Below are 26,755 nucleotides of genomic sequence, written 5' to 3' on the forward strand. Positions count from 1 at the left end.
AGCAATTTACAACTGTTTTATTTAGCAAAGTACAAAGATAACGGCTCAAGGAAGAATGAGATCCCGATGAATCAGCGTTACACCTTATCACTTAACGAGGCAGGTCAGTATTTCCACATTGGCGTAAAGAGACTGAGACGTCTTGCTGAGTGCAACATCGGTAACTTTTCCGTCAGATGCGGCAACCGTTATCTGATTGTACGTCCTAAGTTTGAAGAGTTTCTCATCAACAATTCCTTTGTTTAACGGAGTTGCTGATGGAGGAACGTAAGCTGGAGGAAAAGGAACTGCTTACCGTTGAGGAGGCCATAATGCTGTTTAATCTCAGCCGGGGGAAATTCAAACGTCTGATCCGGGAGGTTGAACTTAGCTTTGTGGTCCCTTACGGAAAGCAGCAGCGCTTCATTATTCGGGAGGAGCTTATCAGGTATTTAAGTAATGGCGAACAGGAGAATCTAATAAATGCCAAGTTTAAAAATCAGAAGAGACTCGAAGCGTAGAGTTCTCCATACCGGAGAATCTGTCAGAGCAAACGGCAAATACCAGTTTAAATACGTGGTTAACGGTAAGGCCAAATTTCTGTACAGCTGGCGGCTTACCCCGACAGATCCGCAGCCTGCCGGAAAATTGCCGTGTCTATCCCTCCGGGAGCTTGAGAAAAGCATTAACCGGGATTTGGAATCACGGCTTGATCCCTCATGCAGGAATCTCACGGTCAATGAGCTTGTTGAAAGGTATCTTAAGACCAGAACTGGTGTCAGAGAATCGACACGTATCGGTTACAATTTTGTCCGTAATCTGCTTAAGAATGAGGAATTCGGAGACCGGAAGATGTGCGAGGTGAAAACCTCCGATGCCAAGCTTTTCTTAATCAAGCTGCAGTCAGACGGTCGCGGTTCAAGCACGATTAAAACCGTCCGGGGAGTGTTAAGACCTGCTTTTCAGATGGCGGTGGATGACGATTTACTGATGAAGAATCCTTTCGGATTTGAGCTGGTGGGAGTGATTTACAACACTGAAAAAACAAGACTTGCCATCACCAGAGAGCAGATGAACAAGTTTCTTAAATTTATTCATGACGACAACATCTACTGCAAGTACTATGAGGCTATTTACATTCTGTTTCATACCGGAATGCGAATATCGGAATTCTGCGGTCTGACACTAAAGGATATAGATCTGGAAAACCGAATAATCGATATCAATCATCAGGTGCAGAGATTCAGATCCGGCAAATACGACATCTGCCCCACCAAGACCAGTGCCGGAACCCGTAAACTGCCGATGACGGAGGAAGTGTATCAGATGTTTAAGTCCCTGGTGGAAAACCGACCGACAGATCTGCCGGAGGTGATCGTTAAAGGCTATGCCGGATTCCTTATCAGAGACAAGGACGGAATGCCTGAGGTGGCTCTGCACTGGGAGCACAGGTTCCAGCATGCAGTTAAGCGGTATAACGACATCTACAAAATTCAGATGCCGTCAATAACTCCTCATGTATGCCGCCACACTTATTGCAGCAATCAGGCCCGAGCAAGAATGAATCCTAAAACTCTGCAGTACCTCATGGGACATTCTGAAATTTCAGTAACCATGGACGTCTACACTCACCTCGGTCTTGATGATGCCAGGGATGAGATTACTTAAAGAGATGGAGGACGCCAGAAAGGAAATCAATAATATTGAGCGTGATACCATGCGCAGTATGGAGAGTCAGTTCAAGTACATCTAAGGCAATCCGCCACTAATCCTTTTGAGCTCATGACCATTACGGCATGGGCTTTTTTAGTGTCAAACAGAATGGCGTGTTATTCATTAACCTTGTTCTTTTCAATCTTGCCGGTATATTCAATCTGAAATATATTCATTACTCTAGGATCCGGACAGCAGAATGTAACAGCGTTCTCAGGAAGTCCTTCACGGGTAAAGGTCTGCCCATCCTTAAGTTTTGAAATGTACATATTGGCAACAGTCAGCATCCAGGGGCACAGCCTTCCTGCGTCCTTGGCATAATCATAAGTATCACCAACGCGGTGACCATAGTCACACCCACGTTTTCCTCTTTTTTCAACAACAGTGATTTTTATATTTTCATTGTTTTCAGCCATGATTGTTCTCTCAATTCTTTATTTTTGATCTTAAATTCATATCCCTATAAGTCACAGACTATATCAGCAACTTCTACCTAAATCCATCAAAAAAACTCCACTGAAGTTTGGGCTTTTTTCATATCTGCGCATAATTGTGCTAAATCCACATCGATTTAAGGCACTATAAAACTATCAAAAATTAATTTTTAAGCTTAAACTCAATTTTTGCACGAGTCATTTTGGCGCCTAAAATCAACGTTTTTACGACCGATAAGCCTAAAAACTAACCGAGTAGTCAACCTCCGTATTTTGACTACGATTTGACTACTTTTCGTGTACACAAAAGGCAGTATTTTGGATATTTTCGCCATTTCTGTTAATATTGCGAAAGGCAGTTCTGCATAGATTGAGGGCCGGCAAACCTTGCAGACATGGGCAATCTCCGGCAATTCTGGACAAGCAACAATGACAATTCGGGTGCTTTTCGTGTGCTACGGCAATATCTGCCGCAGCACCATGGCTCAGTTTGTTTTTCAGCACCTTGTCAATCAGCTGGGGGGCGGGGCGGATTTCGCTATTGATTCCCGGGCGACAAGCACTGAGGAAACTGGGAACGGCCCGCACAGAGGTACTGTCATGAAAATGAAAGAGCAGGGGATTCCGGTACTTCCTCATGCAGCCAGGCAGATTACCATGGCCGATTATCAGGGGGCGGACATGATTATCGCCATGGATGAAGCCAATGTCAGGAATCTGAACCGGATACTTGGTGGTGATCCTGACGGGAAGGTTTTTAAACTCCTCAGCTTCTGTTCACTTGACAGGGACATCGCGGATCCCTGGTATACCGGGGATTTTGATGCGACCTATGACGATGTTCTCATGGGCTGCCGCGGGCTTGTTTCCCATTTCAAGTCATTGGGGCTTCTTTACTGATCTTTTCGAAGTCTATTGCCGTCATAACGGGGCTCTTTGCTGTAATTTTCCCGGTCAATGCTGGAAATGCGCCGTTGTTTTTTCTGTAAACCGTTATTTTTTCGGAAGTCAGGGGTATTGTTTTTTTTTGTTTCTGCATTCTGAAGAACCGTGTGTGACATATGTCTCTATTTTCTCTTGTTTTCTGTAGTTAAATTTCATATGTGTTTTATTTGGTATACAGGGGCTATTTTCTAATTCTGCGGGCTTAAGCGCTAAGGATCTTGGCAATAACAGTATTTATCAAAATTTCCGGGAGTTTTATGGAAATGTTTTCAGATGTTTGAAAGTATTTTCATTCAAAAATTTGTAAAAATATTTCATCTGCGTGTTGCAAAGTGTGCACAATATCACTATTATGAGAATGTGCTCAGAGAGATGAGCAAAACAAATTTCGGAGGAAAACGAAATGAAAAGACTTTTTAACAGACATTCCGAGACTGAGAATCTCGCTCCGGTTACCCGCAAATACTTCTTCAGCTACATGAAGTAAACAGGGATGGTCAAGTACGGGACCGGTATTTGAAAAGCTCTCGCAGCTTGTGGAACAAAAGCGTTAAGAGGTACCAGATATGAAGAGATTATTTAGCAGAAATATCGCTATTGAAAATTTAGCTCCGGTAACCCGCAGATACTTTTTCAGTTACGCGAAGTAAAAGGGCGGACATAGCTCCGGGGGCTGTAATTCTCCGGATCAGTTTTGAAGGGTTTTGCTAAGAGGTAATCAAAATGAGACTGTTTAGCAGATATGCTGAGGACAAGCGGCTGGCACCAGTAACCTGCAGCTATTGTTTTAGCTACGTCAGGTGGTAATGAGTTCCCGTCAGGAAGTCTTTCAGGTACAGTACACGGAAACCGGTATTCTCAGGAATGCCGGTTTTCGCGTTTAGGGGCCGCCGGGCTTAATAATTGAAAGCTTGTATCAAAATCAGTATGAATATTCCTTGCCCAGGTTTTTCACGGGGTATAATGACGCAGTTTTCTTCTGAATATTGGGAATGCCTCCATGAAAGTTAAATTGATAGCTGCCTGCATTGTTTTTTTAATTCTGTTTGGTTTTATTGTCATTGAATCCTCCATAACTATTGTGGATGAAGGAGAGAAGGGGGTTATTACCACCTTCGGTGAAGTATCCGGAACTGTGGAACCAGGCCTTAATTTTGTGCTGCCGTTTGCCCAGAAGAACCATATTTACAGCACCCGCGTTCAGAAGACCATGTTCGGAGCCGGAAAGGACGTGCTGAGTGCCTATTCCTACGATCAGCAGATTATTGAGTCCTACCGTATTTCAATCACCTGGCAGTATAACGCTGCCAAGATCGTTGATGTGTACAAGCACTTCGGCAAGAATGACGATATCTTCTATACCGTGGTTTCTCCGATAGTGCAGCAGAGCTCCAAGATTCTGTTTGGTCACTATACCTCCCAGACAATCGTGCAGAAGCGCAGTGATCTGAGTCAGGAGCTGGACCACAATATTAAGGATCTTCTGGCCAACTATCCCATTAATGTTCTTTCCGTTCAGATTGAGGATGTGAACTTTTCCAGAGCGTATGAGAGCATAATTGAGCAGACCGCCCAGAAGAAGCAGGAAGTTGAAAAGGCCAAGAACGAGCTTCAGAAGGTGGAAATTGAATCCCAGCAGCTGGTAGCCAAGGCCGAAAGCGAAAACAAGGCCAGAAAGCTTGAGGCTGAAGCCAAGGCCTATGCCATTGAGATTCAGGCCAAGGCCGAGGCTAACGCTATTAAGCTCAAGGCCGAAGCTCTCAAGGCCAATAAGGAACTGGTGGATCTTACTATCGCCGAAAAGTGGAACGGCACTGTGCCGCATACCATTATGGGCGGAAATGATGCATCCAGGGTAGTGCCGATTTTTCGGGTAAATCAGGCTAAGGATTAATAGGCTAGTCCTTTCAGCTGGTATATACGGGCCACCCTTCACGGTGGCCTTGCTGTTTTCGGGCCGGAAATGCAAGAAGATGTCAGGGCGGGAGGAACCTGGCATTGGTATGACAGAAGCTCAGCCGGTAAATATGAACCGGAAAGAACGCTCCACCGGCTTAGTATTCCCCCAGGGTTCCGTGAGGCTGATTCGGAGACTGTCCCTATCTTCGCTGCCGGCCCTCAGTGTTTTTCCGTCTCTTTTTAAAAGCTCCGGATTACGCAGCTCCATTTTCTTCCGGATTTTGCGGAGTGCTGTCTCCGCTGAGTTCGGGAGGAGGTTCTCTGATAATGCCGCAGCTTCTGGCCAGGTTTTCTGCCGCAGTGATACTTGCTGCAACGAAGCCTTTCAGGAACTTTTCAGGACCGATAGCAGCGATGCCGTTTTCCGTTTTCTTCATGACAGCAATGTTTTCGTTATTATGCTCCCGGCCGTTTCTGAGGAGAGAGATTAGCTGGTATAAATGGCCTCTGACGCCGTCCCTGTCATAAATCATGTCCGGATGTCTGTTTGTATACCAGTTGTAAATTATTGTTCCCTTATCATTGTAGGCAAAGTCATTTTCATCCAGATGAAGCTCATTTTCAGCAATGCTCTTGAAGCCTTCGTAAAGGAAGAACAGAGCTCTTACAAGCTCCCGGTGGCTGCCGCGGGAGAGGGCGGTTTTGGCCTTTTCAATGCAGAAGACGGTTCTTTCCTCTGTCAGCCGGTTCTTTTCGATATCGTGGAAGTAGCTTCTGAGATCCCTGTGCAGTAACTGGATGAAGGGGGGACAGGATTCCTCGTTTGCGGGATTCCGGAAGAATTCAATAATGTCCCGGCCGGCCTCGTAGGATTCCCTGAAGCAGCACAGATTCTCATAAAGGGAGCTCTGCCGGGCCTGCTCCGCCAGCTTCGGATGATCTGCGAAGTCGGTTTTTAATATTCTTTCCAAACAGATGGGATCCCGGTTTTCCTTGAACTTGGCAATATCCAGGGCGTCATAGAGCACGGCCGAAACAGCGGAAAGAGATCTCAGATCTCCGGAGAGGAAGCCCTGATCCCCCGGCAGAGACTCCATCATTTTCCGGATTTTACGGAGGATTTCCCCGGCCTTCTCCCGATCCTCCGGAGCTGGCAGATTCTCCAGTTCCTTTTCATTTCTGAAAAGTCTGTTATTGGATAGCAGAACCACTGGGCTGGGATCTCCGGCATCTCCGTACCAGATCTGCCGGAGCCGTACGTTCTTCCGGAGAAATGACAGCATGAAGAGAACAGAGGAAAATATAATGGGAACATAGCGGTAACAGTGGGTGATGTCCAGAAACACGCTGGTGTTTTCGGGAATCTTTTCGCCGATCCTTTCTGCAATCCGCTCCGGTTTTTCCAGAAGATTGTTCAGGAGTACCACCTGAAATTCGAATCCCAGCTCGTTAGCCACAGTCTTTCCTAGTTCGTTGATGGTTTCCTGATCCTCAGGCGGCATTTCAGAAATGGTCTTTTCATTTTCGGAAATTGTATTGCCGTAGCTTCCCAGGATATCCAGAATGTCCTGAAAACTTCCACTAGTGTTTTTAAAGCAGTCCTTCAGGGATTCGGCTGCCAGGTACCAGGCACTGGAGGCCGTACCGGCCAGTACCAGCCGTTTTAGACAGTTCTTGCCTGAAAGGTAACTGGCAAGTCCGGCTCCGGCAAATTTCATGGGCCCGAGAAGAATTTCGGAGCCGTCGTCCTGTTTCATGCGGTATTGCATAAGGTCGTAGCTGTCCCGTCCCACAAAGGATATCAGGGTGCCGGAGCTGGCTGCGGGATCGGTAGCGGAGGCAGTGTCATCGGGAACCACATCAGAAATGAATTCCCTGATGCTGTTCAGAAAGAGAGATCTGTGTTTTTCTGAACTGTTAAGATGATTGACGGAATTAAGCGTGCTCTTGATTCGGGACGCCTTGCTGGGATTTGCGCTGTTCTCCAGAATTCTGACTGTGGTGAGAGAGGCATGAAGATAGTCATTTACGCTGCAGTACATCCTTACCAGCTTTTTCAGATCAGGCTCCTTGCCGCTGCACCATGCCAGTCTTTCCGCTATGAGCCGGCGGAGATCCTGCTGTTCTGTGGTTACGGTCTTCTGAAAATCATGGAATACTTTCCGGGCCCGGCTGTAAAATCCAAGACTTTCGTAGAACATTCCCTCCTCGGCGATGGCGCCTGCCCGGGGGCCGGACATAAGAGAGTTCAGGTTTGAGAGTTCGCCGGAATAGCGGAAGGTGCTCAGCTTTTCGGTGGTTCTGAAGAGTCTGTCGCACAGGGACAGATTCCTCATGTTGAATTTATCAGGAACTATGGATTTTTGCGGTGGCGGCAGTTTTTTGGCCAGCTGTTCAAGAGTGCTGGCCAGCTCTGTCATGGTGTTAAGCATGTCCTTTGCGCTGCTATCGCGTTCTGCAAGATTGCAAAGGGTTCGCAGCCTGAGGGTGGAGAGATCTTTCGGAGTAATTTTCTGAGGCGGGGTGGCAGTTTCCGAGCAGAAGATATTTTTTATAGAAATGCGGACGCCTCCCAGAAGCTGCAGACATTCCAGTGATAAAAATGTAAGTACCGGCAGGAAACGAAGTCCGTTGCTCATGTCGATATGAATGCTGAGCTTTCTTTTGCAGTCATTTTCTCCGATTACCTGGTCCTTGATGGTTCTGATGAACACTGCCTTGTCATGTTCGGTGTTCAGGAATCTGGGAATGACGATGAATTTGACTGTGAGCTTGCCACCGAGTTCCCGGTTAAGGGCGTCTGCCAGTTTTTCAGGATCCTCTGCGGATGAAGATCCGGCCGGAAAGTACCTTCTGGCCTCAGTTTCAGCTGTTTTCAGATCGTCGGAAAACAGCGGTGTATCGGGTATTACTGATTGCAGCCCGGAATTCCGGAACCCCTGTTTGAGATAGTTTCCGGCATATCTCCAGCAGCTCTGCATGGTTCCTGTAAAAACCACGATATCTGGGCAGGATTTCTGTCTGATAAGACGGGCCATAACGGCGCTTCCCGAAAAACTGAAAACCTCCGGGGGCTGGTATTCTGTACAGGCAAGAGTATCGGCATGCGGGTTCCCGCACTCATCAATGAAATTATAGGTGGCAGTGCGGTAGGAGGCGTTTCCCAGAGCGCAAATAAGAATGCTGGTATCCTTCATTGTCTGTCCTTATTTTTGTATGTCAGGCAGTCTGATTAAAAGCTGTATGTACCATAACGGTGACCTGTTCCAAAGTTTCTGAGGGGAACTGGTGCCTGTTCCGCCGGGAGAATGAAAAACGTTCTTAAAATGGAATGACGGTATTTCCAGTGATTGGTGGCAAACTGCAACGCCATACGAAGCCAAGAGTAACTTCAAATCCCAGATAGCGCCATTAGAACCGGGGAGTCACAGCATTAGCCTCCCCGGAAAACAGTATCAGAGAGCTATTTAGATACGTCTGTATGTTTTCAAATTGTAACATTGATATTCTGACTATAACCGGATAAAAGTCTCATTTAAATGAATATGTAGCCTGTTTCAAAATTAAATATCATAACTAATTCATGATTACTAAGATAAGTAATCTGATTTAAAGACTTATATTAAGCCATGAAAATGCGTAAATTTATAGAATAGTTATTAATACCTAAAAAATGAGTCTAAGGATCTTAAATGATGTACCGCATTTCAGTTTTTTGTGATGGAGATCGGGCACCCAGGTAATATTCTCCTTTTTAGGGGATCGGTTTTTTGAAAAAGTGGTAGAATTTTATGTAACAAAGATCTAACTGGAACACTGTCAGGATGTGATGTATTTTTGACACCGGTTGGGCCTTTGTGACATAATGGCCCCCGAACGGAGGAGCCGCAAAGGGGCCAACCCTTTAGCGGTATTGAAACAACTCAAGTACCGGAGCACTTTCCTTTGTAACCAACATCGCCGCAAAGGGGCCAACCCTTTAGCGGTATTGAAACTACAGCAAACTCGGTGATCTCAGGAGGAAGCGGAATTGCCGCAAAGGGGCCAACCCTTTAGCGGTATTGAAACCCTAAAATCGTGAGTGATGTTGAAATTAACCATCTGTCGCCGCAAAGGGGTCAACCCTTTAGCGGTATTGAAACCTAAACCATGAACAGTGTTGAGTTTTGCCGATGAACCGCCGCAAAGGGGTCAACCCTTTAGCGGTATTGAAACCTAAACCATGAACAGTGTTGAGTTTTGCCGATGAACCGCCGCAAAGGGGTCAACCCTTTAGCGGTATTGAAACCTAAACCATGAACAGTGTTGAGTTTTGCCGATGAACCGCCGCAAAGGGGTCAACCCTTTAGCGGTATTGAAACATAGTCGGCAGGATGTTGGAACCGTGATAGAGACGGTGCCGCAAAGCGGCCAACCCTTTAGCGGTATTGAAACCTGGCTGCCCTTTCTAACATAGTCCCGCACGATTTCCGGCCGCAAAGGGGCCACCCCTTAGCGGTAGTGAAACCAGGTTGTCTTGCTTTCGAGCAGATCTGCGGCTTTCGTACGCAATGGGACTACCCCCCTGGCGGTTTAAATGTCTTTAAGGACATGAACGTATGTCAGGTGTTGTATCCTTGTTACTGCCACGTATATCTGCGTAGGGAGACTTGATGTTATACCTGATTTGAAAGCATTAGGCCTGTTCAGGTGCTCCCAGACCTTCTGCATATCAGTCTCAAAGAAGAAATTGGATCTTGCTGCCCTGTCTGTGATTCCTAAAGAATTTCTTCTTTCCTCATCTTTCATGCTAACAGCATCAAAGTAAATGACGGGATCTGTAACCTGTCTGACATAAGAATTGAGTACATTCCCTGAAATCCTGAAATTGATGGCAGTCTGCCGGTTAGCCAGCCCCTGATTCAGCTGGGATCATATGGCGATAATCTTCTCTGCCAGTTTTGGCAAATTTGACAATAAGCTCCAGATATTAAAGATAATCAGTGCATAAAGCATACCCTTCGCGCTTTAATTTAGGATCGGGAAAGACGGTTAAAACAGAAGATGGGAATGCAGTCTGACGGATATGGAGTTTTATTCAGCTGATGTTTGTCTGTTCAGACCGGCAAGGGTACCGGTATCCTTCTGATGAGGAGCTTTCTGCCCATACTGACCGTTATTTTTATGAAATGATGTCAATACCAGAATGAATATTCAATTTTATGCAGAAGCGGAAGGCGAATGCTTTTCCAGAGGAGATGAATTTCCTTTTGTTAAGACAAGGGAAGTTTTCTCTTTATGTTTCAGGAACTTCTGAACTGCAAAAAAATGCAGGGCCTGCATTTTTTTGCAGCAGGGAGAATTTGTCCGGTTCTGATCGGGATCAGTCCTGAATGGGTGTGGACAATGCGGTCTTTTCCACGGTGCAGTTTATTCCGGCCGGGGATCGCCTCCTGGTTTAGATAACACAGCTTTCTGTGCGATAGGTTTTGAGTTTCCCGATTATTTCCAGATTTTCAGGTACAACCTCCGTAATATGCGCCGGCTCGCCGGGAATGAAGATAACCGATTTATCCCGATCCGGAGCGGTGATTTCGGTGATGTCTCTTTTCAGTTCGGCAAGCTCCCGTTCGGTAACCCGGAGACAAAACACCGAGTACTGCACCCGATGCCCGTAGTTTTCCAGATACTTTACAAGACGGCGTCTGATTTTGTCCAGACTGAGGTCATAGGCGACGTAGATGAATCTCTTCATAATCAGTACTCCATTCCGATGTAGCTATTAAGCTCTCCCTTCAGAGTTTTCAGGAGGATCCCTGCCTGCTGATAGATGATTTCCCGCCAGGAGAGCCGTTTTCCCGAATAACGATGTGTGCAGAAGGTGTCCAGGCGACGCTGAAACAGAGTGATAAATTTTTTCCGGGAGCTTTCATTCAGGAGACAGATCTTTTCGTTTCTGTCATTGTATTCTTCGGTGAAATCCGCCACTGTAAACAGCCGGTTTCTGACAATGGAAATTATCAGGGCATCTACCACCGGGGCACGGAATTCTTCCATAAGATCAAGGGCCAGAGCCGGTTTTCCCGAACGTTCGGAATGCAGAAACCCCAGCCATTCGCTGAGTCCGTAAAGCCCTGACGGCGGTGATGACGTTATTAAGCAGAAGGGCATAGCCAAAGGAGAGCAGGGCATTCAGATGATCCCCGGGCGGTCTATGGGATCTGCCGTTCATGATGAGCTCTGTGCCGGTTTCCGAGATTTTCAGGGACAGTGCAGCAAAGTAGAGGCTGGCCGCTTCTCCTTCAATACCCATGAGCTTAGCAGTATTTTCTGCGGTGCTGGAGAGCTTACAGAGCCAGTTCAGACTGATAAGACAGTTTTTTATTTCAGTGGTCTGGCCGTCCCGGCTGATTCTGCGGATCAGTTCCGACTGATTCCGGATTTTGGTTTTGATGAGCGCCCGGGAGATTTCAAGTGCTTTTCCGCATTCTGGGAGACGGTAACCTGATACTTCAGGGCAGTGGCGTTTTTATAGCCGCTGTCGGTTCCGGCGGAGATGGCGTAGCATTTTCCGGTCAGAGATGTCAGGATTACCGGAATGCCGTTTTCGGCCGTAACCTTCAGACAGGGCGTGCTGATACTGATGCCTCCCACTGCAACCAGCATGCTGATTTCAGACAGGGGCTTTTTGGTGTCCGGAAAGGCTTCGCGGCGCACAATCAGACATTTGTCGGAGACGGACACCCGGCTTCCCTGGGTGCAGATAAACAGGGGATACTTTTCATAATCATTTTTGATGTAGAGCCGCCGTTCCTCCGGGGACATATTTTCCAGGCCGGGGATTCCTGGAGTAAGCCCTGCCGGAGCGCACCTTTCCAAAAACTGGCAGCCGGAACAGCGTTCGCAGCATTTTTCCGCCGCCGGAGGGAGCGGTGCCTGCATCATGCTTACGATCCGGGGCGGGAGACTTCGGAATGCAGCCATTTCGCCTGCGGAGAAGCTTTCCAGGTGTGAGAGGCCGGTAAGGGGATCCTGCATGACTCCGGTATGACAGGTTCGGCCATTCTCTTCCATTAGCCAGAGGCAGAATTTCAGAACGGTTTTCTGTTCCTCTGGTGGCACTGTATCCAGGGGAGACAGTCCGGCCACCGGAGTGTCGTTGTAGCTGTGGAGGCGAATCACTCCTTTAAAACGGTGATCAGAGCTTGTAAGTCTGAGTGTTTCGATACAGACCAGGGTATTTCGGGGCCGGGGCCTCATACTGGTGATCCCGGAAATGAGATCTGAAGCCGGATCCAGATTGTCCCCGGGAAAATAAATCACAGGAGGAATCTCCTTTAGCAGCCCGGGGGCCGATCCCCTCCGGAAAGAAGAAAATCCGGCGGCAGCTTTTCCGGTATGCTGTTTCCGGCAAACATCTCCTGGCAGCGGTGCCATAGGATCCGGGGACATTTAACGAAATCGAGAATGGCCCGCCAGGTGAAACGGAAGGAGTTTGCGGGGACAGCAGAGCGGAAGTGGCATTTTCAGTTTGGGGGTGGCTGGAGCTTCAGGCATGTTCATGGCGGGGGACCTCCTGGTTGTTCGGGGAAAAGGCAAATCCGGAAAAAAACAGAACCTCGTATGCTGTTACAGCCGGTCCGGAGTGCTGCCTAAGGATAATTATCGCCGCAAGGCAGCAGCTCCCCGGAATTAATAAGTGCCGGTTCCTGAAATGATAGCAGGCATATCCTGCCCCCGGGGTCTGAGGGGCGGTAATGGCCGCAGCATCTTCCGGCGGAGACTGCTGGCCCCCGGAGGTTTTGAAAAGATAATCCTCCTGGTGTGACTTTCTTAAAGTTATCTTTCCTGAAAATTGGCGACAATCTCCGGAGGGCACTGTCATTCACTTTTTTTCGGCCGCAATGCTGCAGGAAAGCGTAACAGTTCCGCGGAAATTATGCCGGAGGGAGCCAAAAAAGCATGAACAGAGAACAAAAATCCCAAAGAAAGCCTGACAGGAGATTCGTGATCATTTTTATGGCGTTTATGCTGGTGCTGGGCTTCGGAGTCCTGATTGCGGATCGCTGCGACACTGCCAGACTTGTTCCCGGAAAGGGTCTTGAGGAAACGCTGGCCAATATGGGAAACCGGGCTCTTTATAAAAGCGGGCGTTCCGACAAAATTGAGCGGGTAGAGAATATTGTCTGCGAGAAAACCGGTGGCCGTTACCGGAGAGAAAGCTACAGCTGTACTGCCCGGGCCTACCTGGCCGGCGGCAGGATTACGGAAATGTGCATCACGAAGGATTTTGAGTTTGACGCAGTTCCCAAAGGCCGGGGAACCTATAAAAACCGTCTGACACTCAGTGTCAGCATGTGCCGGCTCGGCAGGGCTATCGACGCTGTCAGCACCTTCGAGTATGCCGATTATGACTATGATCTGACCTCCGATACCGTGAAATAGGCCACCGGCCGGCGGGAATATTTTTCCGGCAGGTTTCAGGAAGAGATCCGGAAACAGGCGGCAGGCTCTCTTCCTGCCAGGGAGGAGGCGGTCTTCTTTTATGATAGTGCGGCCCCGTTTCTGCGCGGGGAGAAGCCGCCGGAGCATTTCCCGGGTCATAAGAAAGCCGGAGATACCGTTATGTACCTCCGGCTTTTTCTGGCCTTTAAAGTTTCCGGACGGGGCCCGGAGAACTCAGCGGTCTGCTAGGCCACCCGGTCTCCCGGCTTAACACCGGCATCGGCTGACAGGAGGAAGATATCCTTATTTCCGGAGCCGGCAGAAAGGATCATGCCTTCGGAAATCCCAAAACGCATCTTCCGGGGTGCCAGATTGTAGATCATGATGACAAATCTGCCGATCAGGGCGGCGGGGGCCGGATAGGCGGACTTGATGCCCGAGAATACCTGTCTCTCTTCGCCGTTCCCCAGATCCAGCCGGAACTTCAGCAGCTTGTCGGATTCCGGCACCTCCTCGCAGGAGATTACCCGGGCAGCCCGCAGATCCAGCCTGGCAAAGTCGTCAATGGTTACGGTTTCCGGAGCTGCTTCCCCGGACTGTTCCGCCTTTTTCTCCTTCTTTTCAGACTTCCGGGAAGCGCTGCCCTTGCTTTCCTGGGCACTGAGATCCTTAAGATCCTGAAGAGAGTCGTTAATCATGGCCTCCACGGACTTCATGTCAATGCGTTTGAAGAGAGCCTTGAACGGTGAAATCTCGGTTCCCAGCAAAGCCCGGTCCAGAGAATTCCAGTCCAGATCAGTTTTCAGGAATGCCGCGCTGTCCCGGGCCAGCTTCGGAAGCACCGGAGACAGGTAGGTGATAAGCACCCGGTAGAGGTTCAGGCAGGTGGTGCAGATCCGCTGAAGCTCCGCATCCCGGCCGGCATCCTTGGCCAGTACCCAGGGCTCCTTTTCGTCCACGTAGCGGTTGGCACTGTCGGCCAGGTCCATTACCTTTCTGATAAGGGCGGAGTATTCTCTTGACTGGTATCCGGCGGCGATTTCCTCCTTTGCGGCGGTAAAGGATTCCAGAAGCTCCGGGGCGTCCAGGGTGTCTGCCAGGCGGCCCTGGAACTTCCGGGTAATAAACACGGCAGTACGGGAGGCCAGGTTTACCAGTTTGTTTACCAGGTCGGAGTTGGTGCGGGCCACAAAGTCCGGCAGGTTCAGATCCAGATCGTCGATTTTGCCGTTCATCTTGGAGGCATAGTAGTAGCGGAGACATTCCGGATCAAAATGCTTAAGATAGGTGGCGGCCTTGATGAATGTCCCCTTGGACTTGCTCATCTTGGCTCCGTTGACGGTAACATAGCCGTGCACGTACAGATGATCCGGAACCCGGCAGCCGGCGCCGTGGAGCATGGCCGGCCAGAACAGACTGTGGAAATACAGAATGTCCTTGCCGATAAAGTGCACCATTTCGGAATCGGAATCCTGTTTGAGGAAATCCTCGAAGCAGATGCCCTTTGAGTCCATAAAGTTCTTGAAGGATGCCAGATAGCCTACCGGCGCATCCAGCCAGACGTAGAAGTACTTGTTTTCGGTGCCCGGGATCTGAAACCCGAAATACGGGGCGTCCCGGCTGATATCCCACTGCTGGAGTCCGGAGTCGAACCATTCCTGAAGCTTGTTGGCCATTTCCCGGGGGATGGTGCCGGAGGCGATCCAGTCTTTCAGGAAGGCGTCGAACTGCGGAAGATCAAAGAAATAGTGCTCTGATTCCTGCATTACCGGAGTGGCTCCTGAAATCACCGAGCGGGGATTAATGAGGTCCGCCGGAGAGTAGGTGGCACCGCAGCATTCGCAGTTGTCGCCGTACTGATCCTCTGCGTGGCATTTCGGGCAGGTTCCCTTGACGAAGCGGTCCGGCAGGAACATTTTCTTCTCCGGATCGAAAAGCTGGGAGATTTTCTTAACCTGAATGTACCCCCGATCCCGGAGCGTGGTGTAGAGCTTTTCGGAAATCTCGCGGTTTTCCGGAGAATTGGTGCGGTAGTAATGGTCGTAGCTTATTTCAAAACCGGCGAAATCCCGGCGGTGCTCGTTCTCCATCTCGCCGATAATGTCCTCCGGGGTGCGGCCCAGCTTCTGTGCCTTGATCATAATCGGGGTGCCGTGCTGATCGTCAGCGCAGACAAAATACACCTGGCGTCCCAGCATTCTCTGGAATCTGACATAGATATCCGCCTGGATGTGTTCCAGAATATGACCCAGGTGAATGGACCCGTTGGCATACGGCAATGCGCAGGTTACGAGTAAGGTGTTTGACTGTTCTGTCATTATTTTAAAGCTCCGTTGGCCTTTTCTGTAAAAAGTGTGAGTATTTTAACAGATTGGCCGGAGACAATAAAGGAGAGAAAGGCCGGGAGCCTGAAGACTTCCGGAACCACGGCCCGGTTTTCCCGGCAGCCGGGGATTTCTGGTTTCCTCCGGGGGAAAAGCGGCTGCCGGAGAGGGGAGGGAGCGGCTGATCTAGCGGAATTTGCTCAGGCACTCGTCGAACTGCCGGGCCACGAAGTTCCAGTCTATGTGATTCATAAACCTGGCTACGTAGTCCTGGCGCCGGTTCTGGTAGTCAAGATAGTAGGCATGCTCCCAGATGTCGATGCAGAGCAGGGGGTAGAGAGCTTCATGCAGTGGCGTTCCGGCATTGCTGGTGTTTATGATGCTCATTTTTCTGGTCATGGGATCCATGGCCAGCCAGGTCCATCCGGCGCCGAAGTTTGATACGGCGGATTTCTGGAAGGCATCAAGAAAAATATCTGTGCTCCGGAACTGCCGGGATAGCTCCTCGGATAGCCGGGAGGGGATCAGCGGGGGCTGCGGGATCATGCAGTTGAAGAAAAAATCATGATTGAAGGCCTGGGCGGCGTTGTTGAAGATGGGCCCTACGGCGGTGCTTACGATCTGCCAGATTTCCTTGTCCTGGTAGTAGGTCTTTTCAATAAGCTCGTTGGCGGTTTTGACATAGTTCTGGAAATGCCGGTTGTAGTGAAAATCCATGGTTCTTTCGGAAATGAACGGTTCCAGTGCTGCCAGAGGATACTTGAGTTTCGGAAATGAAAGTGCCATATGTGCCGTTTCCTTATTATAATAATTATTTTGGCTTAATAAGCGGCCCGTATGTCCGGCGGGCCGTAAAGCCGCTTTTTGAGAGAATGCTGCCGCAGCCGGAATATTGCTGTGTGATGACACAGACTGAACCGGGGCTGTTCAGCTGTTTTCAGAATGCACCAGAGTCTTTAATATGGCAAAAGGAGAATTTTCAAAATTTGGATCCGGCTCCGGATTTTTTTGCGGTGTTTCCTCTTTCTTATGTAAGAAACTCATTTTTTTTATCTCATTGGCCACCCGGGCCCGTTCCTGCATATCCGGAGGTAGCGGCCAGCCGCCCAGATCCCGGTAGCGGTTTATGAGCCGGCAGAACAGGTCGGTTTCTATTTCGGCATCGTATTCCGCACCGTGAGCTCTCTTGCCGTCAAATTCCAGTCCCGCGGTTTCCACGGCCACCCGGAGCACGGACTGGCCGGTAAACACCATGGACAGTGTGGCCAGGTCAATGACTGAAAAGGGATGAAAAGGGCATTTTTTGGCGTTGAGCCGTTCCGCGGCCGCCATGATGAAGCCGTGATCAAAGCTGCCGTTCTGTCCTACCAGGATGCAGCGGGTGCAGCCGGCAGTCCGGGCTTTTTTGGAGAGAGTCTTGAACAGAGGCTTCAGAAAGCTTTCCTCGGTAACCGCCTTTCTTTCCGGAGCGTAGGGATCCACCCCCAGAAAATCCAGATTGGACTTTTCCAGGTTTGCTCCCGGAAAGGGCAGGATATTGGCATGATAGCTTTCGTCCCGCACCAGATCTCCGGATTCGGTGAACTTTACGGTACAGGCAGCCACTTCGATCAGGGCATCGGTTTCAGGCCTGAAGCCTGCAGTTTCCACATCCACGATTACGGGATAAAAGCCCCGGAAGCGTTCCGCAAGAGTCATGGAGGATTCGCTGTTTTCTGGGGTTTCCGTGTTATTCTGTGTGCTGGAGGAGTCCATGATGATCCTTAAGAAGTGATGCTGATGACTGGCGCCCGTATGCCCTGGCCGCCAGTTTCCGGCGTGATTTTATCACAGAGACCGGCTTTCATGGTTAATTTTGTTGGAAAAGTGTTCCGGGTTTTCGGCGGCCTTTGGGAAAATGCTTCATTTCTGGCCTGATTTTTGCTTAAATACCGGAAAACAGTATCTGATACTGGTGAATGACGATTTTCCGGCGACGGGGATAATGACAATGAAAACACCTCTGGCATATATTGGCTTTCTCTGCGGGGCTCTGGCAGCCTCTGCCGGTGCTGTGACCTTTGTTAACGGCGATACGGCAAATCCGGTCTGGACTCTGGAAAAGTCTCCGGCAAAATGTCTCCTCTTCCAGAAAATTCCCGGCTGGGGGCGGGTCGAGTTTGCTGTGAGATCCGGCAAGGAGCCCTTTCTGGAGCTTACCCTGTATCCGGTACGGCCATTTTCCCGCAAGGGGATCATGACCTTCCGGGAGGAAGCTCCGGAATGGCGTCCCGGAATCCGGGATCGGGAATACGGTCCGGTGAAGATCTACCGGGATTTTCCGGGCTATCTCCGGGGCGAGCAGGCCTGGTATGCGCTGTCATCCCTGGAAAAGGGGCTTCATGCCGCTTTCGTATACCGGGACGACCGGTATTACCGGGATGAGGACATCCGGGTTCTCCTGAGTCCCTACGAATTCGGAAAGTACAATCTGGAATTTCAGGAATGCCAGACCGGGCTTCTGGACTACGGGCTCCGGGATGTGCGCTACCTTACACTGCACTTTGACGGCAAGTCAGAGAAGCTGACCTCCTACTCGCGGGAGCAGCTTTCCCGGCTCAGGGAATATCTGAAGTCGGATCCCGATATCTGGAAAAGCGTGGTGATTTCGGTATTTACCGACAGCACCGGCACGGATGCGGACAATCAGAAGCTTACCGGGGCCCAGGCCGGGGTGGTTGCGGGATTCCTGAAGGAGGGCGGGATTCCGGCAGAGAAGATTGTTACCCGATCCTTCGGCGAGAGCCATCAGGGGGTTCTTAACGAGATCGAGCCCGACAGGAGAACCAACCGCCGGGTGACTGTAGAGGTCCGGACGGATTACGACAGCTGACTTTTATTCAGGGACTGGCATATAATGCCGGAGCGGGTACCGCTGTTTCCCGTAGGGGGACGGCGGGACTTTTTTCTGGGAATACCCCGGATGAAGCTCCCGCAAAAGCCAGTCAGATAATGATAGTAATGCGGACGCAGACGTCCCGGCCGATGATAACAATATGCTGATAATACTTTTGAAATTCCTGCTGGAGCTGCCGCTCCCGTTCCCTGGCTGTTCCCGGTGCCGCCGAATGCCGTCCCTGCGGAGGATCCCGGCATTCGTTCCGGCGCTCCTGGGGCTGGCTCTCATGCTATTATTTCCAGGTGCGGCCTTTCCGGCCCCGGAGCGGCATTCCCCCGCCGTCTCCGGCAAAACGGTCCGGGATTCCGGCGGTGTCAGCTTTTCTGCTGATGCCAGCGGTTTTGTGCTCCTTTCCAGGGCTGTCCCGGATGCCATTCTGGAAATCCGGTACTATTCCACCTACAACTTTGTCGGCCGCCGTATTGACGGCTATGAGGAGCCGGAAGCTCTCCTGACCCGGGAGGCTGCTGCCAGGCTCCGGGAGGTCAGCGATGAGCTGGTAAAAAAAGGGTACCGGCTGAAGATATTCGATGCCTACCGTCCGCAGAGCGCCGTGGATCATTTTATGAGATGGGCCAAAACCCCGGGGGATGCGGCTATGAAGCCGTATTTTTACCCGGACCTGGACAAGGCGGTGCTGTTCCGGGAGGGGTTTATTGCCGCCCGATCCGGACATACCCGGGGCAGTGCGGTGGATCTGACGCTTTTCGACATGGCGTCCGGGAAAGAGGTGGACATGGGCGGCCGCTTTGACTGGTTCGGAGCGGAAAGCCATCAGGACTTCAGGGGGCTTACCGCAGCCCAGCGTGCCAGCCGGAAGCTGCTTCGTGACGTCATGACTGCCCATGGCTTCAGAGCGATTTCAAAGGAATGGTGGCATTTTTCCCTGCAGAACGAACCCTATCCCCGCACCTACTTTACCTTTCCGGTATCCTCCCGGGCGGTCTCTGCTCCCGGAGGAAGCGCGGAGAATTCCCGAGCATCCTGTGATCCGGATGGCGGCCTCCCGGCAGAAAACAGGGAGCCCCGGCAGTAGCGGCCGTTTCCGGGAGCGTCCTTATTCTGCAGTTTTCGCATACTGTCCCGCACCGCCATATGGTATGATCACTGAAAAGGTCTGTTATGACCGGCAGGGGCGGGAGGCGGCTGTGGGAATCTGGATTGCAATTCTTATTTTTATCATTCTTATAACCCTGGCAGCGCTGTGGCAGATCTGCCGCGGGGTGCTGAGGCTTCTGGCTGCCTTTAAGGGCCGGGAGCGGCTTTCCCGGGGCGCTCTGGCAGGAGCGGTATTTGCCGTGCTCGCAGTATTTGCTGTACTGGCACTTTCTCTCCGTACCATGAATGCGGTCATTATCTTCTGCCATCTGGCGGTGTTCTGGTTTTTGGCAGATCTTCTTTTCGGTCTGGCCGGCACGCTTCTGAAAAGGCGGCCCGGACGTCTTCTCCCGGCAGTCCTGGCCTTTCTGGCTGCTTTTTCGGTGCTGTCCCTTGGCTGGTACCAGGCTCATCATGTGGCGAGAACCGAATACCGTCTGACCACGGACAAGCGGATTCCGGACCTCAGAATGGTGATGCTTGCCGATGTGCACCTGGGAACCACCTTTGACGCCGCAGGGTTTCAGGAGCTTCTTGAGGTCATGGAGCAGGAAAAGCCCGACATGATGCTGATTGTCGGGGATTATGTGGACGAGAGCACTTCCCGGGAGGATATGGAAAAGGCCGCCCAGGCGCTGGGAAAAATCAGGCCGCCCCTGGGGATCTTCTATGTTTTCGGAAATCATGACAGGAGCCCCCGGGCCTTCGGGGCCGCAGAGCTGGCGGCGGGGCTCCGGGAAAACGGGGTAACGGTGCTGGAGGACGAAATTGCGGAACCGGCTCCGGGAGTTCTTATCGCCGGCCGAAAGGATCTTTCGGCAGTACGGCAAAAGGGCGGCTTCAGAATGCCGCTCGGGGATCTCCTTCCGGCGGACAGCCGGGAACGGTATGCTGTGGTCATGGATCATCAGCCGGCCGCCTTTGCCGAAACCGCGGCGGCCGGAGCGGATCTGGCGGTTTCCGGACATACTCACGGCGGACAGCTCTTTCCCTTCAACCGGGCCGGGCTTCTTCTGGGGGTGGTGGATGCGGTTTACGGGCACTCGCGCACTGGCGGGACGGATTTTATTGTGACTTCCGGCATTTCTGACTGGGCGATAAGGTTCAAGACCGGCACGTTTTCGGAATACACGGTAATCAGTGTCTCCGGAAGAAAGGACTGAGTTATTGTGCCATAGAAGAGGAGGCCGGTTTTTGCTGCTGTATTGTTGAAGCCGGTATCAAAAATCGCGGCTCTGATGGTAGCAAAAAGCTATTTTTCTCTTAAAATTTATCCTGAGAATGTAACTGTACATGTCCCGGCGGGCAAGGTCTTTTTTTCCGCCGGAAAACGGAGAATACTATGAGCGGTCCCAAAGACAGTAGAATTTCGCTGGAGGAAATGCGGCGCCGGGAGATGGAGCGCAGAAGACGCGAGGAGCTGGAACGCAAAAGGCGCGAGGCGGAAAGGCGCCGCCTGGAGGAGGAGGCCCGCAGAAAAAGAGTAAAGGATCTCCAGGACAGCATAGCCTGCAGTTCCCGGGAACTGGATACTGCCCTCGGCTGCGGCCGGGAACAGCTTTCCGGGCTTAAGAAAAAAATTGCCGAATTCGGAGTGGCGCCCACTGCGGAATATCAGAAGCTGACCCGGGACGTGGAAGAGGTGGCCCAGGAGATTGTGACGGTCAGGGCCCGGGATGCCGCTACGGAGAACGAACAGCCCCTCCGGGACATTCTGGCGGATTTTCAGAAGGTTTCGGACAAATTCCGCCGGGTCCTGGACGATACGCCCCGGGTGTTGGCCAGCATTACTGCGGCCTATACCGAAAAGCTGACCTCCGAGATTGCCGAACTGGCCGCATCTCTGGCAGAGGAGGAAAAACGGCGCCGGGAGGCCGCAAAGGAGGAACAGATCCGGAAGGCTGAAAGGGAGATCCGGGAACGGGACGAAAAGCTCCGGCAGGAGCGGGAGGCTGCTCTTTCCGAGATTTCTGAAATGGAGACGCTGTTCCGGAAGACCGTATCCGGACGTGAGGCACCGTCAGAGGTTCAGGACGAAATTGATGCCCTGGAAAGCATGCTCCGTGCTGCCGAAAAGGGCGGACACAATGCCGAGTATTTAAGAAGCTTTGCCGCTATCAGCCTGGCGCCCCGGCTCAGCGCCATCGGTAAAAAGCTTGCTGATTACGAGAATCTGAAGCGGGACTACGGCATTCTCAGCGACGAGTACCTGGCAGTCTGTCAGGAAGCCGGAGTGGCGCCGAAGACCTTTCCGGTATCAAAAACCTCCCTGAATTTCATGAAGGCGGAAATTGACGTTATTCAGCAGACGCTGGCCAAGAGGGATGCCGAGCGGTATATCAGCAATGCCATCAACGAGGTGATGGAGGAGATGGGCTACCGCCTCATGGGCGGTCTCCGCGAGCGTCCGGCCGGCATTGTGAAGAGCGGGCTTTACCGCTTCAATGACAGTACTGCGGTAAGTGTAACCTATGATTCCAACGGTGACATGTGCATGGAGCTGGGAGCCCTGGATACGGAGGACCGGGAGCCTGACGTCCAGGAGGCGGCAAGTCTGAAGCGGGATATGGAGAGCTTCTGTGCCGGCTATCGCAGAATCCGGGAGAAGCTGGCCGAGAAGGGGCTTGTTATTCACGAGGGCATCGAGCTCCCTCCGGACACGGAGTATGCTCAGGTATTCAACCTCAGTGACTATGACGTGGCCGATGCGGATTACCGCGAGGCGGAGCAGAACCGGAACCGCAGCATTTCCGTAACCGGCCAGGAAAATGCCCTCAGGCATCTTTCCTATGACGGGGAGCAGTAGCGTATGGCTCGTGTAAAGATTTGTCCCCGGTGCGGCAGGCACAATCCTCCCAGTTCCAGTATCTGTCTCAGCGATGAATGCTCCTGGGATCTTACCGGTATCAGGGCGGAAAATCTCCGGGAGGAGTCTCCCGTACCGGCTCCTGAAACCGGAGCATCCCCTGACAGCGGGGGACAGAAGCCGGAGCCCGCAGTTTCCCGGAATTCCGGACCTGAGGTTTCACCCGCCCCGGAGCCCCGGCCCGCGCCCGGTTCTTCCCTGGCCCCGGAGATCCCCCCGGGAAAGATTTATGTCAGAATCTGTCCCGGCTGCGGTACGGAAAACCGGGCTGTTGCCAAGGTCTGCACTGCCTGCCGCCAGGATATCCGGATGGTCCCGAAAACCCAGGCTGACAGAAAAACGGGGACCGGAACAGCGGACAGCCCCCGGCCCGCCGTGCCGGAAAATACTCTGATAGCCGTCCTGAAATCTCCTGACGGCACCGAGCTTCTGAGAATCGATAGCGATCATCCGGTGCATGTTATCGGCCGCGAGCACACTCTGATGGAGTACCTTGCCGGGCGGGATTACACCAGCAGAAGGCATGCGGAGCTTGTGGTTTCCGGAAAAAGACTGGTCATAAGAGATTTTGGCAAGCCCAACGGCACCTTTATTAACAACGTCAGAATGGCGGCGGAGTCTGCGGAAACCCTGAAGGACGGCGATCGCGTCTCCCTGGGCGGCATCTGGGAGGAGGACTGGAAAAGCTCTCTTGCCGGCTGCTTCACTGTATCCTATCCCGGGAGGAGCTAGGATCTTGTATATCGCCAGACTGCTTTATCCCGTCAGGGTGCTGGGCCCCGGCCGCCGGGTGGGGATCTGGTTTGCCGGCTGCAGCCGGAGGTGCCGGGGCTGCAGCAACCCGGAGCTCTGGGAGCGGGATCCCCGCTTTCTGACCGATAGGGAAACGGTTCTAAGGATGATCGCCGCAGTAAGGGAAATCAGTCCCGTAGACGGCTTTACCCTGACCGGCGGAGATCCCTTTGAGCAGCCGGAGGCCCTCCGGGAACTGCTTCCCGCCCTCCGGGAGATTTCTCCGGACATTCTGGCATATACCGGATACCGCATTTCCGAACTCCGGCGCCGGGGATACCAGGATATTCTGGACAGGATTACGGTGCTTATTGACGGTTCCTACCGGGAGGAGTGGAATACCGGCTGCTTTCTTCGGGGCTCGGACAATCAGGAGATTCATATTCTGGACCGGTCCCGGGCTTCCTTTTACGGGGAATATCTCCGGAACGGCCGGAACGAGGTGCAGAACTTCAGAACCCGGGACGGCTTTATTTCTGTAGGCATTCACCGCCCGGAATATCCCCGGGAGCTTCGGGAGGCTCTCCGGACGCGGGGTGTTACCATTGGAAATCCCGCGGCGGAGGAATCTGCGGCGGGCCGGAAACCGCATTCAGACAACACAAAGGACTAAAAAATGGACAGCAGCGTGCAGCAGTTAGCTTGCCCGAAGTGGCACCGGGAGCTTGGCATCTTCAATCGCATAAAGCCTCTGATAATTCTCGAGGGGAACATTCTGGACAAGTACGTTTACCCGGAAGAGACCGCATACAGCACCAGGGGGGAGATTCTGGACATTAACTCCTATCTCTACGCCTTTTATAAAAATCTGGGCTACCGGCATGTGATTTTCTACAGCCATCTCCGGGGTTTTTTTGCTGATGCCGGTGACAGCGGGAACGCCATGGACGAGTTTGCTGCCCTGATAAGCGCCGATCTGGAAAATGCCGGCAATGTAAAGACTGTTCCGGCGGTGTTTTCCGGACGCTCCCCCACGGCGCCGGAGTACGTCGGACGCGCTCTGGAGCAGGAGGTGGAGTCCGTGGTAATTGTGATGAATTTCGTGTCCCGGTATATCGTGGCTCCGAATTCCATGCAGCAGCCGGACGTGCTCAGCTTTACCCGCCTCCAGGAGGCCGCCCTTATGAGCCGGGACGTGCAGATCGCTGACGGCTCCCGGCTTAAGAATTCCCTGGTGCTTCTGGTGAACAAGGTCAATGATCTTCCGCCCTGGGTCTATCTGGACAATCCTTCGGCCAAGACCATCACCATCAGCACGCCGGACAAGGACGAGCGCTTCAGCTTTATTGACAGCCAGTTCCGCTCCTTCTTCGCGCCGGAGATCTATCGCGAGGATATGGCCGGATACCAGGAGGAGACCGGAGCCGAGGCGCTCAGAAAGCTCAAGCAGCGGTTCACCGGCCTTACCGAAGGCTTTTCGTATACGGCGCTGAACGGTCTTGCGGTGCTGTGCCGCAGGCAGATGTTCCGGATTCCGGATCTCTGCAAGGTTGTGGACCTCTACCGTTTCGGTATTTCCGACAATCCCTGGCAGACCCTGAAGCATGAGGATTTTGCCAATGCGGAGGAGGAATTCCGGAAAAGAGTCAAGGGGCAGGATCTGGCACTTACGAGAACCCTGGATGTGATTAAAAGGGCGATTGTGGGCATGGACGGTCTGCAGCATTCTTCCCACACCAGGCCGAAGGGGGTGCTGTTTTTTGCGGGACCCACCGGTACCGGCAAGACCGAAACCGCCAAAACCCTGGCGCAGAAGCTGTTCGGCGATGAAAGCCGCTGCATCCGGTTTGACATGAGTGAATTCGGCCAGTCCCACAGTGATCAGCGGCTTCTGGGCGCTCCTCCGGGATACGTGGGCTATGAGGCCGGCGGTCAGCTTACCAATGCTGTCAGGGAGAATCCGTTCTCCATTCTGCTTTTTGACGAAATTGAAAAGGCCCATCCTTCGATTCTGGACAAGTTTCTCCAGATACTGGAGGACGGCCGGCTCACCGACGGCCAGGGAAATACGGCGTATTTTTCAGAAAGCGTGATTATCTTCACCAGCAATCTGGGCATCTACGTTCCTGACGGGGAGGGCGGCCGCCGCCAGAATGTTTCTCCCGGGGACTCCTACGAGGAGGTGCAGAAAAAGGTGCGCACGGCTATCGGGAATCATTTCAAGTTTACGCTGAACCGTCCGGAAATTCTGAACCGTATCGGGGAAAATATTGTGGTTTTCGATTTTATAAGACCGGATGTCGCCAGCGATATCCTGGCGGCGCTTCTGGAACGGATTTCTGGAAATCTCAGAAGAAACAGGAAGATAGACCTTGCCATGAGCGAGAAAGCCCTGGCTCAGCTCAATGCCCTGGCGCTGGCCAATCTGGAGAACGGCGGCCGCGGTATCGGCAATGTGGTGGAGTCCTATCTCATTAATCCTCTGTCCCGCTATCTTTTTGACAGCAGGGTTGAGAAAAATGCCGCTATCCGGGTTCTTTCCGTGGCGGAGGGGGCAGTCGGGAGCATTGCGGATACGCCAGCCGTTATTGCCTGCGAGCTTACCAGATACTGATTGAAGGAGTCTTAGAATGAAGGTTTCATGTCAGATAAAAAAGGGGGCCGGCAAGGAGCAGTGCGAGGATCATGCGCTTATTTGCCTGCCTGGCAATATGGAATCCTCCCGGGTTCTGAACGAGTTCCGCGGGGTATTCGAATTTGCCGCACCGTGTCTCCTGGCCGTGGCTGACGGTGTAGGAGGGAATCCCGGGGGCAATGAGGCTTCCGGCTTTGTGCTGCGAGAGCTTCTGCGGCGTTCCGGCGAGGTCAGGGATGACGAAAAGGCGCTGGAGGATCTGGCAAGATCTCTTAACCGGGATCTGGTTTCCCATGCGGCAGGAATTCCGGGAAAGGAGACCATGGCCACCACCTTTACCGCTCTTCTCCTGGATGATACCGGAGCCTGGCACGTTCATACGGGAAACACCCGGCTGGCGGTGATGAGCGGCATGTTTATCCGGCAGATTACCACCGATCATACTACCTGGCAGTGGCTTATGGACTCCGGGAACTTCGAGGCCGCGGATCGCTGCAACCGCTGTGAAATTCAGAGCTGTCTCGGAGCGGGCTCCATAAGATATCTGACACGGCTCAGTATCCGGCATTTCCGGGAGCCTGGCAGCGCCTCCGGGGTCTATATCCTGACATCGGACGGGATTCATGAATATACGGATGCGGATTTTATGGAGGACGTGATGGGGCGGCCGGAAATCTCGGATCTGGAAAGGACGGATCTTATTATGGAGGAAGCCCTGAAAAACGAATCCCCGGATGACAAAACCATACTGATTGTCCGGTGCTAGCG

General features: G+C 52.0%; 21 protein-coding genes, 1 pseudogene and 1 CRISPR repeat array. Of the genes and pseudogenes, 14 read left to right on the forward strand and 8 right to left on the reverse strand.

Going from position 1 to position 26,755, the window contains the following annotated elements; all coding sequences use genetic code 11:
- The 3 genes from F557_RS20420 to F557_RS20425 all read left to right on the forward strand — a co-directional run.
- Positions 1-246 (forward strand): excisionase (locus F557_RS20420; protein WP_211209596.1); only part of this gene is annotated, 246 nt, incomplete at its 5' end.
- An 11-nt stretch (positions 247-257) separates the two neighbouring features.
- Positions 258-500, forward strand: a complete 243-nt coding sequence (locus F557_RS0115480; protein ID WP_019003122.1) for a helix-turn-helix domain-containing protein — start codon at positions 258-260, stop codon at positions 498-500.
- Positions 463-1,647 (forward strand): site-specific integrase, encoded by a 1,185-nt coding sequence (locus F557_RS20425; protein ID WP_019003123.1) that lies wholly within the window; start codon positions 463-465, stop codon positions 1,645-1,647. Before F557_RS0115480 ends, F557_RS20425 begins: the two co-directional genes overlap by 38 nt.
- Before the next feature lie 161 nt (positions 1,648-1,808).
- Here the strand turns inward: F557_RS20425 and F557_RS0115490 are convergent, their stop codons facing one another.
- The gene (locus F557_RS0115490) at positions 1,809-2,108 is read right to left on the reverse strand and encodes a TIGR04076 family protein (protein ID WP_019003124.1); all 300 of its coding nucleotides are present in this window, start codon (positions 2,106-2,108) and stop codon (positions 1,809-1,811) included.
- Between the two features lie 447 nt (positions 2,109-2,555).
- Between F557_RS0115490 and F557_RS0115495 the strand changes: the two genes are divergently transcribed.
- Together F557_RS0115495 and F557_RS0115510 are read left to right on the forward strand one after the other, a co-directional pair.
- Positions 2,556-3,026, forward strand: coding sequence for a low molecular weight protein-tyrosine-phosphatase (locus F557_RS0115495; protein ID WP_019003125.1), 471 nt, complete (start codon positions 2,556-2,558; stop codon positions 3,024-3,026).
- Positions 3,027-4,071: 1,045 nt separating this feature from the next.
- Complete coding sequence (locus F557_RS0115510; protein ID WP_019003127.1) at positions 4,072-4,965, forward strand: prohibitin family protein; 894 nt, start codon at positions 4,072-4,074, stop codon at positions 4,963-4,965.
- 259 nt (positions 4,966-5,224) lie between these two features.
- Here F557_RS0115510 and F557_RS0115520 read toward each other — a convergent pair whose 3' ends face one another.
- The 4 genes and pseudogenes from F557_RS0115520 to cas1 (F557_RS23710) all read right to left on the reverse strand — a co-directional run bounded on the left by F557_RS0115520 (position 5,225) and on the right by cas1 (F557_RS23710) (position 12,401).
- On the reverse strand, positions 5,225-8,167 hold the full coding sequence (locus F557_RS0115520) for a TM1812 family CRISPR-associated protein (RefSeq protein WP_019003129.1): 2,943 nt from the start codon (positions 8,165-8,167) through the stop codon (positions 5,225-5,227).
- A 687-nt stretch (positions 8,168-8,854) separates the two neighbouring features.
- A CRISPR array of direct repeats spans positions 8,855-9,404; the repeat unit is 36 nt; unit sequence GCCGCAAAGGGGCCAACCCTTTAGCGGTATTGAAAC.
- A gap of 1,003 nt (positions 9,405-10,407) precedes the next feature.
- Complete coding sequence (gene cas2 / locus F557_RS20430) at positions 10,408-10,704, reverse strand: CRISPR-associated endonuclease Cas2 (protein ID WP_019003132.1); 297 nt, start codon at positions 10,702-10,704, stop codon at positions 10,408-10,410.
- A gap of 2 nt (positions 10,705-10,706) precedes the next feature.
- Complete coding sequence (cas1, locus tag F557_RS0115540) at positions 10,707-11,120, reverse strand: CRISPR-associated endonuclease Cas1 (RefSeq protein WP_425425349.1); 414 nt, start codon at positions 11,118-11,120, stop codon at positions 10,707-10,709.
- Positions 11,011-12,401: pseudogene (gene cas1 / locus F557_RS23710) on the reverse strand (CRISPR-associated endonuclease Cas1). The gene cas1 (F557_RS0115540) and the pseudogene cas1 (F557_RS23710) overlap by 110 nt, the downstream one beginning before the upstream one ends.
- A gap of 510 nt (positions 12,402-12,911) precedes the next feature.
- On the opposite strand from cas1 (F557_RS23710), the gene F557_RS0115570 reads away from it, so the two are divergent.
- Positions 12,912-13,394 carry a hypothetical protein gene (locus tag F557_RS0115570; protein ID WP_019003138.1) on the forward strand — a complete coding sequence of 161 codons (483 nt, stop codon included), beginning with the start codon at positions 12,912-12,914 and terminating at the stop codon, positions 13,392-13,394.
- Positions 13,395-13,639: 245 nt separating this feature from the next.
- Here the strand turns inward: F557_RS0115570 and metG are convergent, their stop codons facing one another.
- The 3 genes from metG to F557_RS20435 form a co-directional block, all read right to left on the reverse strand.
- On the reverse strand, positions 13,640-15,712 hold the full coding sequence (gene metG, locus F557_RS0115575) for a methionine--tRNA ligase (protein WP_019003139.1): 2,073 nt from the start codon (positions 15,710-15,712) through the stop codon (positions 13,640-13,642).
- A gap of 192 nt (positions 15,713-15,904) precedes the next feature.
- Positions 15,905-16,504, reverse strand: coding sequence for a superoxide dismutase (locus tag F557_RS0115585; protein ID WP_019003141.1), 600 nt, complete (start codon positions 16,502-16,504; stop codon positions 15,905-15,907).
- A gap of 141 nt (positions 16,505-16,645) precedes the next feature.
- The gene (locus F557_RS20435) at positions 16,646-17,473 is read right to left on the reverse strand and encodes an exonuclease domain-containing protein (protein WP_019003142.1); all 828 of its coding nucleotides are present in this window, start codon (positions 17,471-17,473) and stop codon (positions 16,646-16,648) included.
- A 229-nt stretch (positions 17,474-17,702) separates the two neighbouring features.
- Between F557_RS20435 and F557_RS0115600 the strand changes: the two genes are divergently transcribed.
- The 8 genes from F557_RS0115600 (at position 17,703) to F557_RS0115645 (ending at position 26,753) form a co-directional block, all read left to right on the forward strand.
- The gene (locus F557_RS0115600) at positions 17,703-18,590 is read left to right on the forward strand and encodes a MotY family protein (protein WP_169335220.1); all 888 of its coding nucleotides are present in this window, start codon (positions 17,703-17,705) and stop codon (positions 18,588-18,590) included.
- Positions 18,591-18,825: 235 nt separating this feature from the next.
- Positions 18,826-19,692, forward strand: a complete 867-nt coding sequence (locus F557_RS20445; protein ID WP_211209597.1) for a M15 family metallopeptidase — start codon at positions 18,826-18,828, stop codon at positions 19,690-19,692.
- A gap of 112 nt (positions 19,693-19,804) precedes the next feature.
- Positions 19,805-20,917 (forward strand): metallophosphoesterase, encoded by a 1,113-nt coding sequence (locus F557_RS0115615; RefSeq protein ID WP_026297963.1) that lies wholly within the window; start codon positions 19,805-19,807, stop codon positions 20,915-20,917.
- A gap of 179 nt (positions 20,918-21,096) precedes the next feature.
- Entirely contained in the window at positions 21,097-22,560 is a 1,464-nt protein-coding gene (locus F557_RS0115625) for a hypothetical protein (protein WP_019003149.1), read from the forward strand.
- Between the two features lie 3 nt (positions 22,561-22,563).
- Entirely contained in the window at positions 22,564-23,352 is a 789-nt protein-coding gene (locus F557_RS0115630; protein ID WP_019003150.1) for an FHA domain-containing protein, read from the forward strand.
- A gap of 4 nt (positions 23,353-23,356) precedes the next feature.
- A complete protein-coding gene (locus F557_RS0115635) occupies positions 23,357-24,025 on the forward strand; it encodes a 4Fe-4S single cluster domain-containing protein (protein ID WP_019003151.1) in 669 nt (222 codons plus the stop codon).
- 3 nt (positions 24,026-24,028) lie between these two features.
- A complete protein-coding gene (locus F557_RS0115640; protein ID WP_019003152.1) occupies positions 24,029-25,966 on the forward strand; it encodes an AAA family ATPase in 1,938 nt (645 codons plus the stop codon).
- A gap of 16 nt (positions 25,967-25,982) precedes the next feature.
- Positions 25,983-26,753, forward strand: coding sequence for a PP2C family protein-serine/threonine phosphatase (locus F557_RS0115645; RefSeq protein ID WP_019003153.1), 771 nt, complete (start codon positions 25,983-25,985; stop codon positions 26,751-26,753).
- Positions 26,754-26,755 lie beyond the last annotated feature (2 nt).

This window comes from Succinimonas amylolytica DSM 2873 (assembly GCF_000378405.1).
Taxonomy (GTDB): Bacteria; Pseudomonadota; Gammaproteobacteria; order Enterobacterales; family Succinivibrionaceae; genus Succinimonas; species Succinimonas amylolytica.

Excerpts from the sequence above, each read along its gene's own strand:
- F557_RS0115480 (WP_019003122.1), top strand. The coding sequence starts at position 258 with ATGGAGGAACGTAAGCTGGAGGAAAAGGAACTGCTTACCGTTGAGGAG.
- F557_RS20425 (WP_019003123.1), top strand. The coding sequence starts at position 463 with ATGCCAAGTTTAAAAATCAGAAGAGACTCGAAGCGTAGAGTTCTCCAT.
- F557_RS0115490 (WP_019003124.1), bottom strand. The coding sequence starts at position 2,108 with ATGGCTGAAAACAATGAAAATATAAAAATCACTGTTGTTGAAAAAAGA.
- F557_RS0115495 (WP_019003125.1), top strand. The coding sequence starts at position 2,556 with ATGACAATTCGGGTGCTTTTCGTGTGCTACGGCAATATCTGCCGCAGC.
- F557_RS0115510 (WP_019003127.1), top strand. The coding sequence starts at position 4,072 with ATGAAAGTTAAATTGATAGCTGCCTGCATTGTTTTTTTAATTCTGTTT.
- F557_RS0115520 (WP_019003129.1), bottom strand. The coding sequence starts at position 8,167 with ATGAAGGATACCAGCATTCTTATTTGCGCTCTGGGAAACGCCTCCTAC.
- cas2 (WP_019003132.1), bottom strand. The coding sequence starts at position 10,704 with ATGAAGAGATTCATCTACGTCGCCTATGACCTCAGTCTGGACAAAATC.
- cas1 (WP_425425349.1), bottom strand. The coding sequence starts at position 11,120 with ATGCCCTTCTGCTTAATAACGTCATCACCGCCGTCAGGGCTTTACGGA.
- F557_RS0115570 (WP_019003138.1), top strand. The coding sequence starts at position 12,912 with ATGAACAGAGAACAAAAATCCCAAAGAAAGCCTGACAGGAGATTCGTG.
- metG (WP_019003139.1), bottom strand. The coding sequence starts at position 15,712 with ATGACAGAACAGTCAAACACCTTACTCGTAACCTGCGCATTGCCGTAT.
- F557_RS0115585 (WP_019003141.1), bottom strand. The coding sequence starts at position 16,504 with ATGGCACTTTCATTTCCGAAACTCAAGTATCCTCTGGCAGCACTGGAA.
- F557_RS20435 (WP_019003142.1), bottom strand. The coding sequence starts at position 17,473 with ATGGACTCCTCCAGCACACAGAATAACACGGAAACCCCAGAAAACAGC.
- F557_RS0115600 (WP_169335220.1), top strand. The coding sequence starts at position 17,703 with ATGACAATGAAAACACCTCTGGCATATATTGGCTTTCTCTGCGGGGCT.
- F557_RS20445 (WP_211209597.1), top strand. The coding sequence starts at position 18,826 with ATGCCGTCCCTGCGGAGGATCCCGGCATTCGTTCCGGCGCTCCTGGGG.
- F557_RS0115625 (WP_019003149.1), top strand. The coding sequence starts at position 21,097 with ATGAGCGGTCCCAAAGACAGTAGAATTTCGCTGGAGGAAATGCGGCGC.
- F557_RS0115630 (WP_019003150.1), top strand. The coding sequence starts at position 22,564 with ATGGCTCGTGTAAAGATTTGTCCCCGGTGCGGCAGGCACAATCCTCCC.
- F557_RS0115640 (WP_019003152.1), top strand. The coding sequence starts at position 24,029 with ATGGACAGCAGCGTGCAGCAGTTAGCTTGCCCGAAGTGGCACCGGGAG.
- F557_RS0115645 (WP_019003153.1), top strand. The coding sequence starts at position 25,983 with ATGAAGGTTTCATGTCAGATAAAAAAGGGGGCCGGCAAGGAGCAGTGC.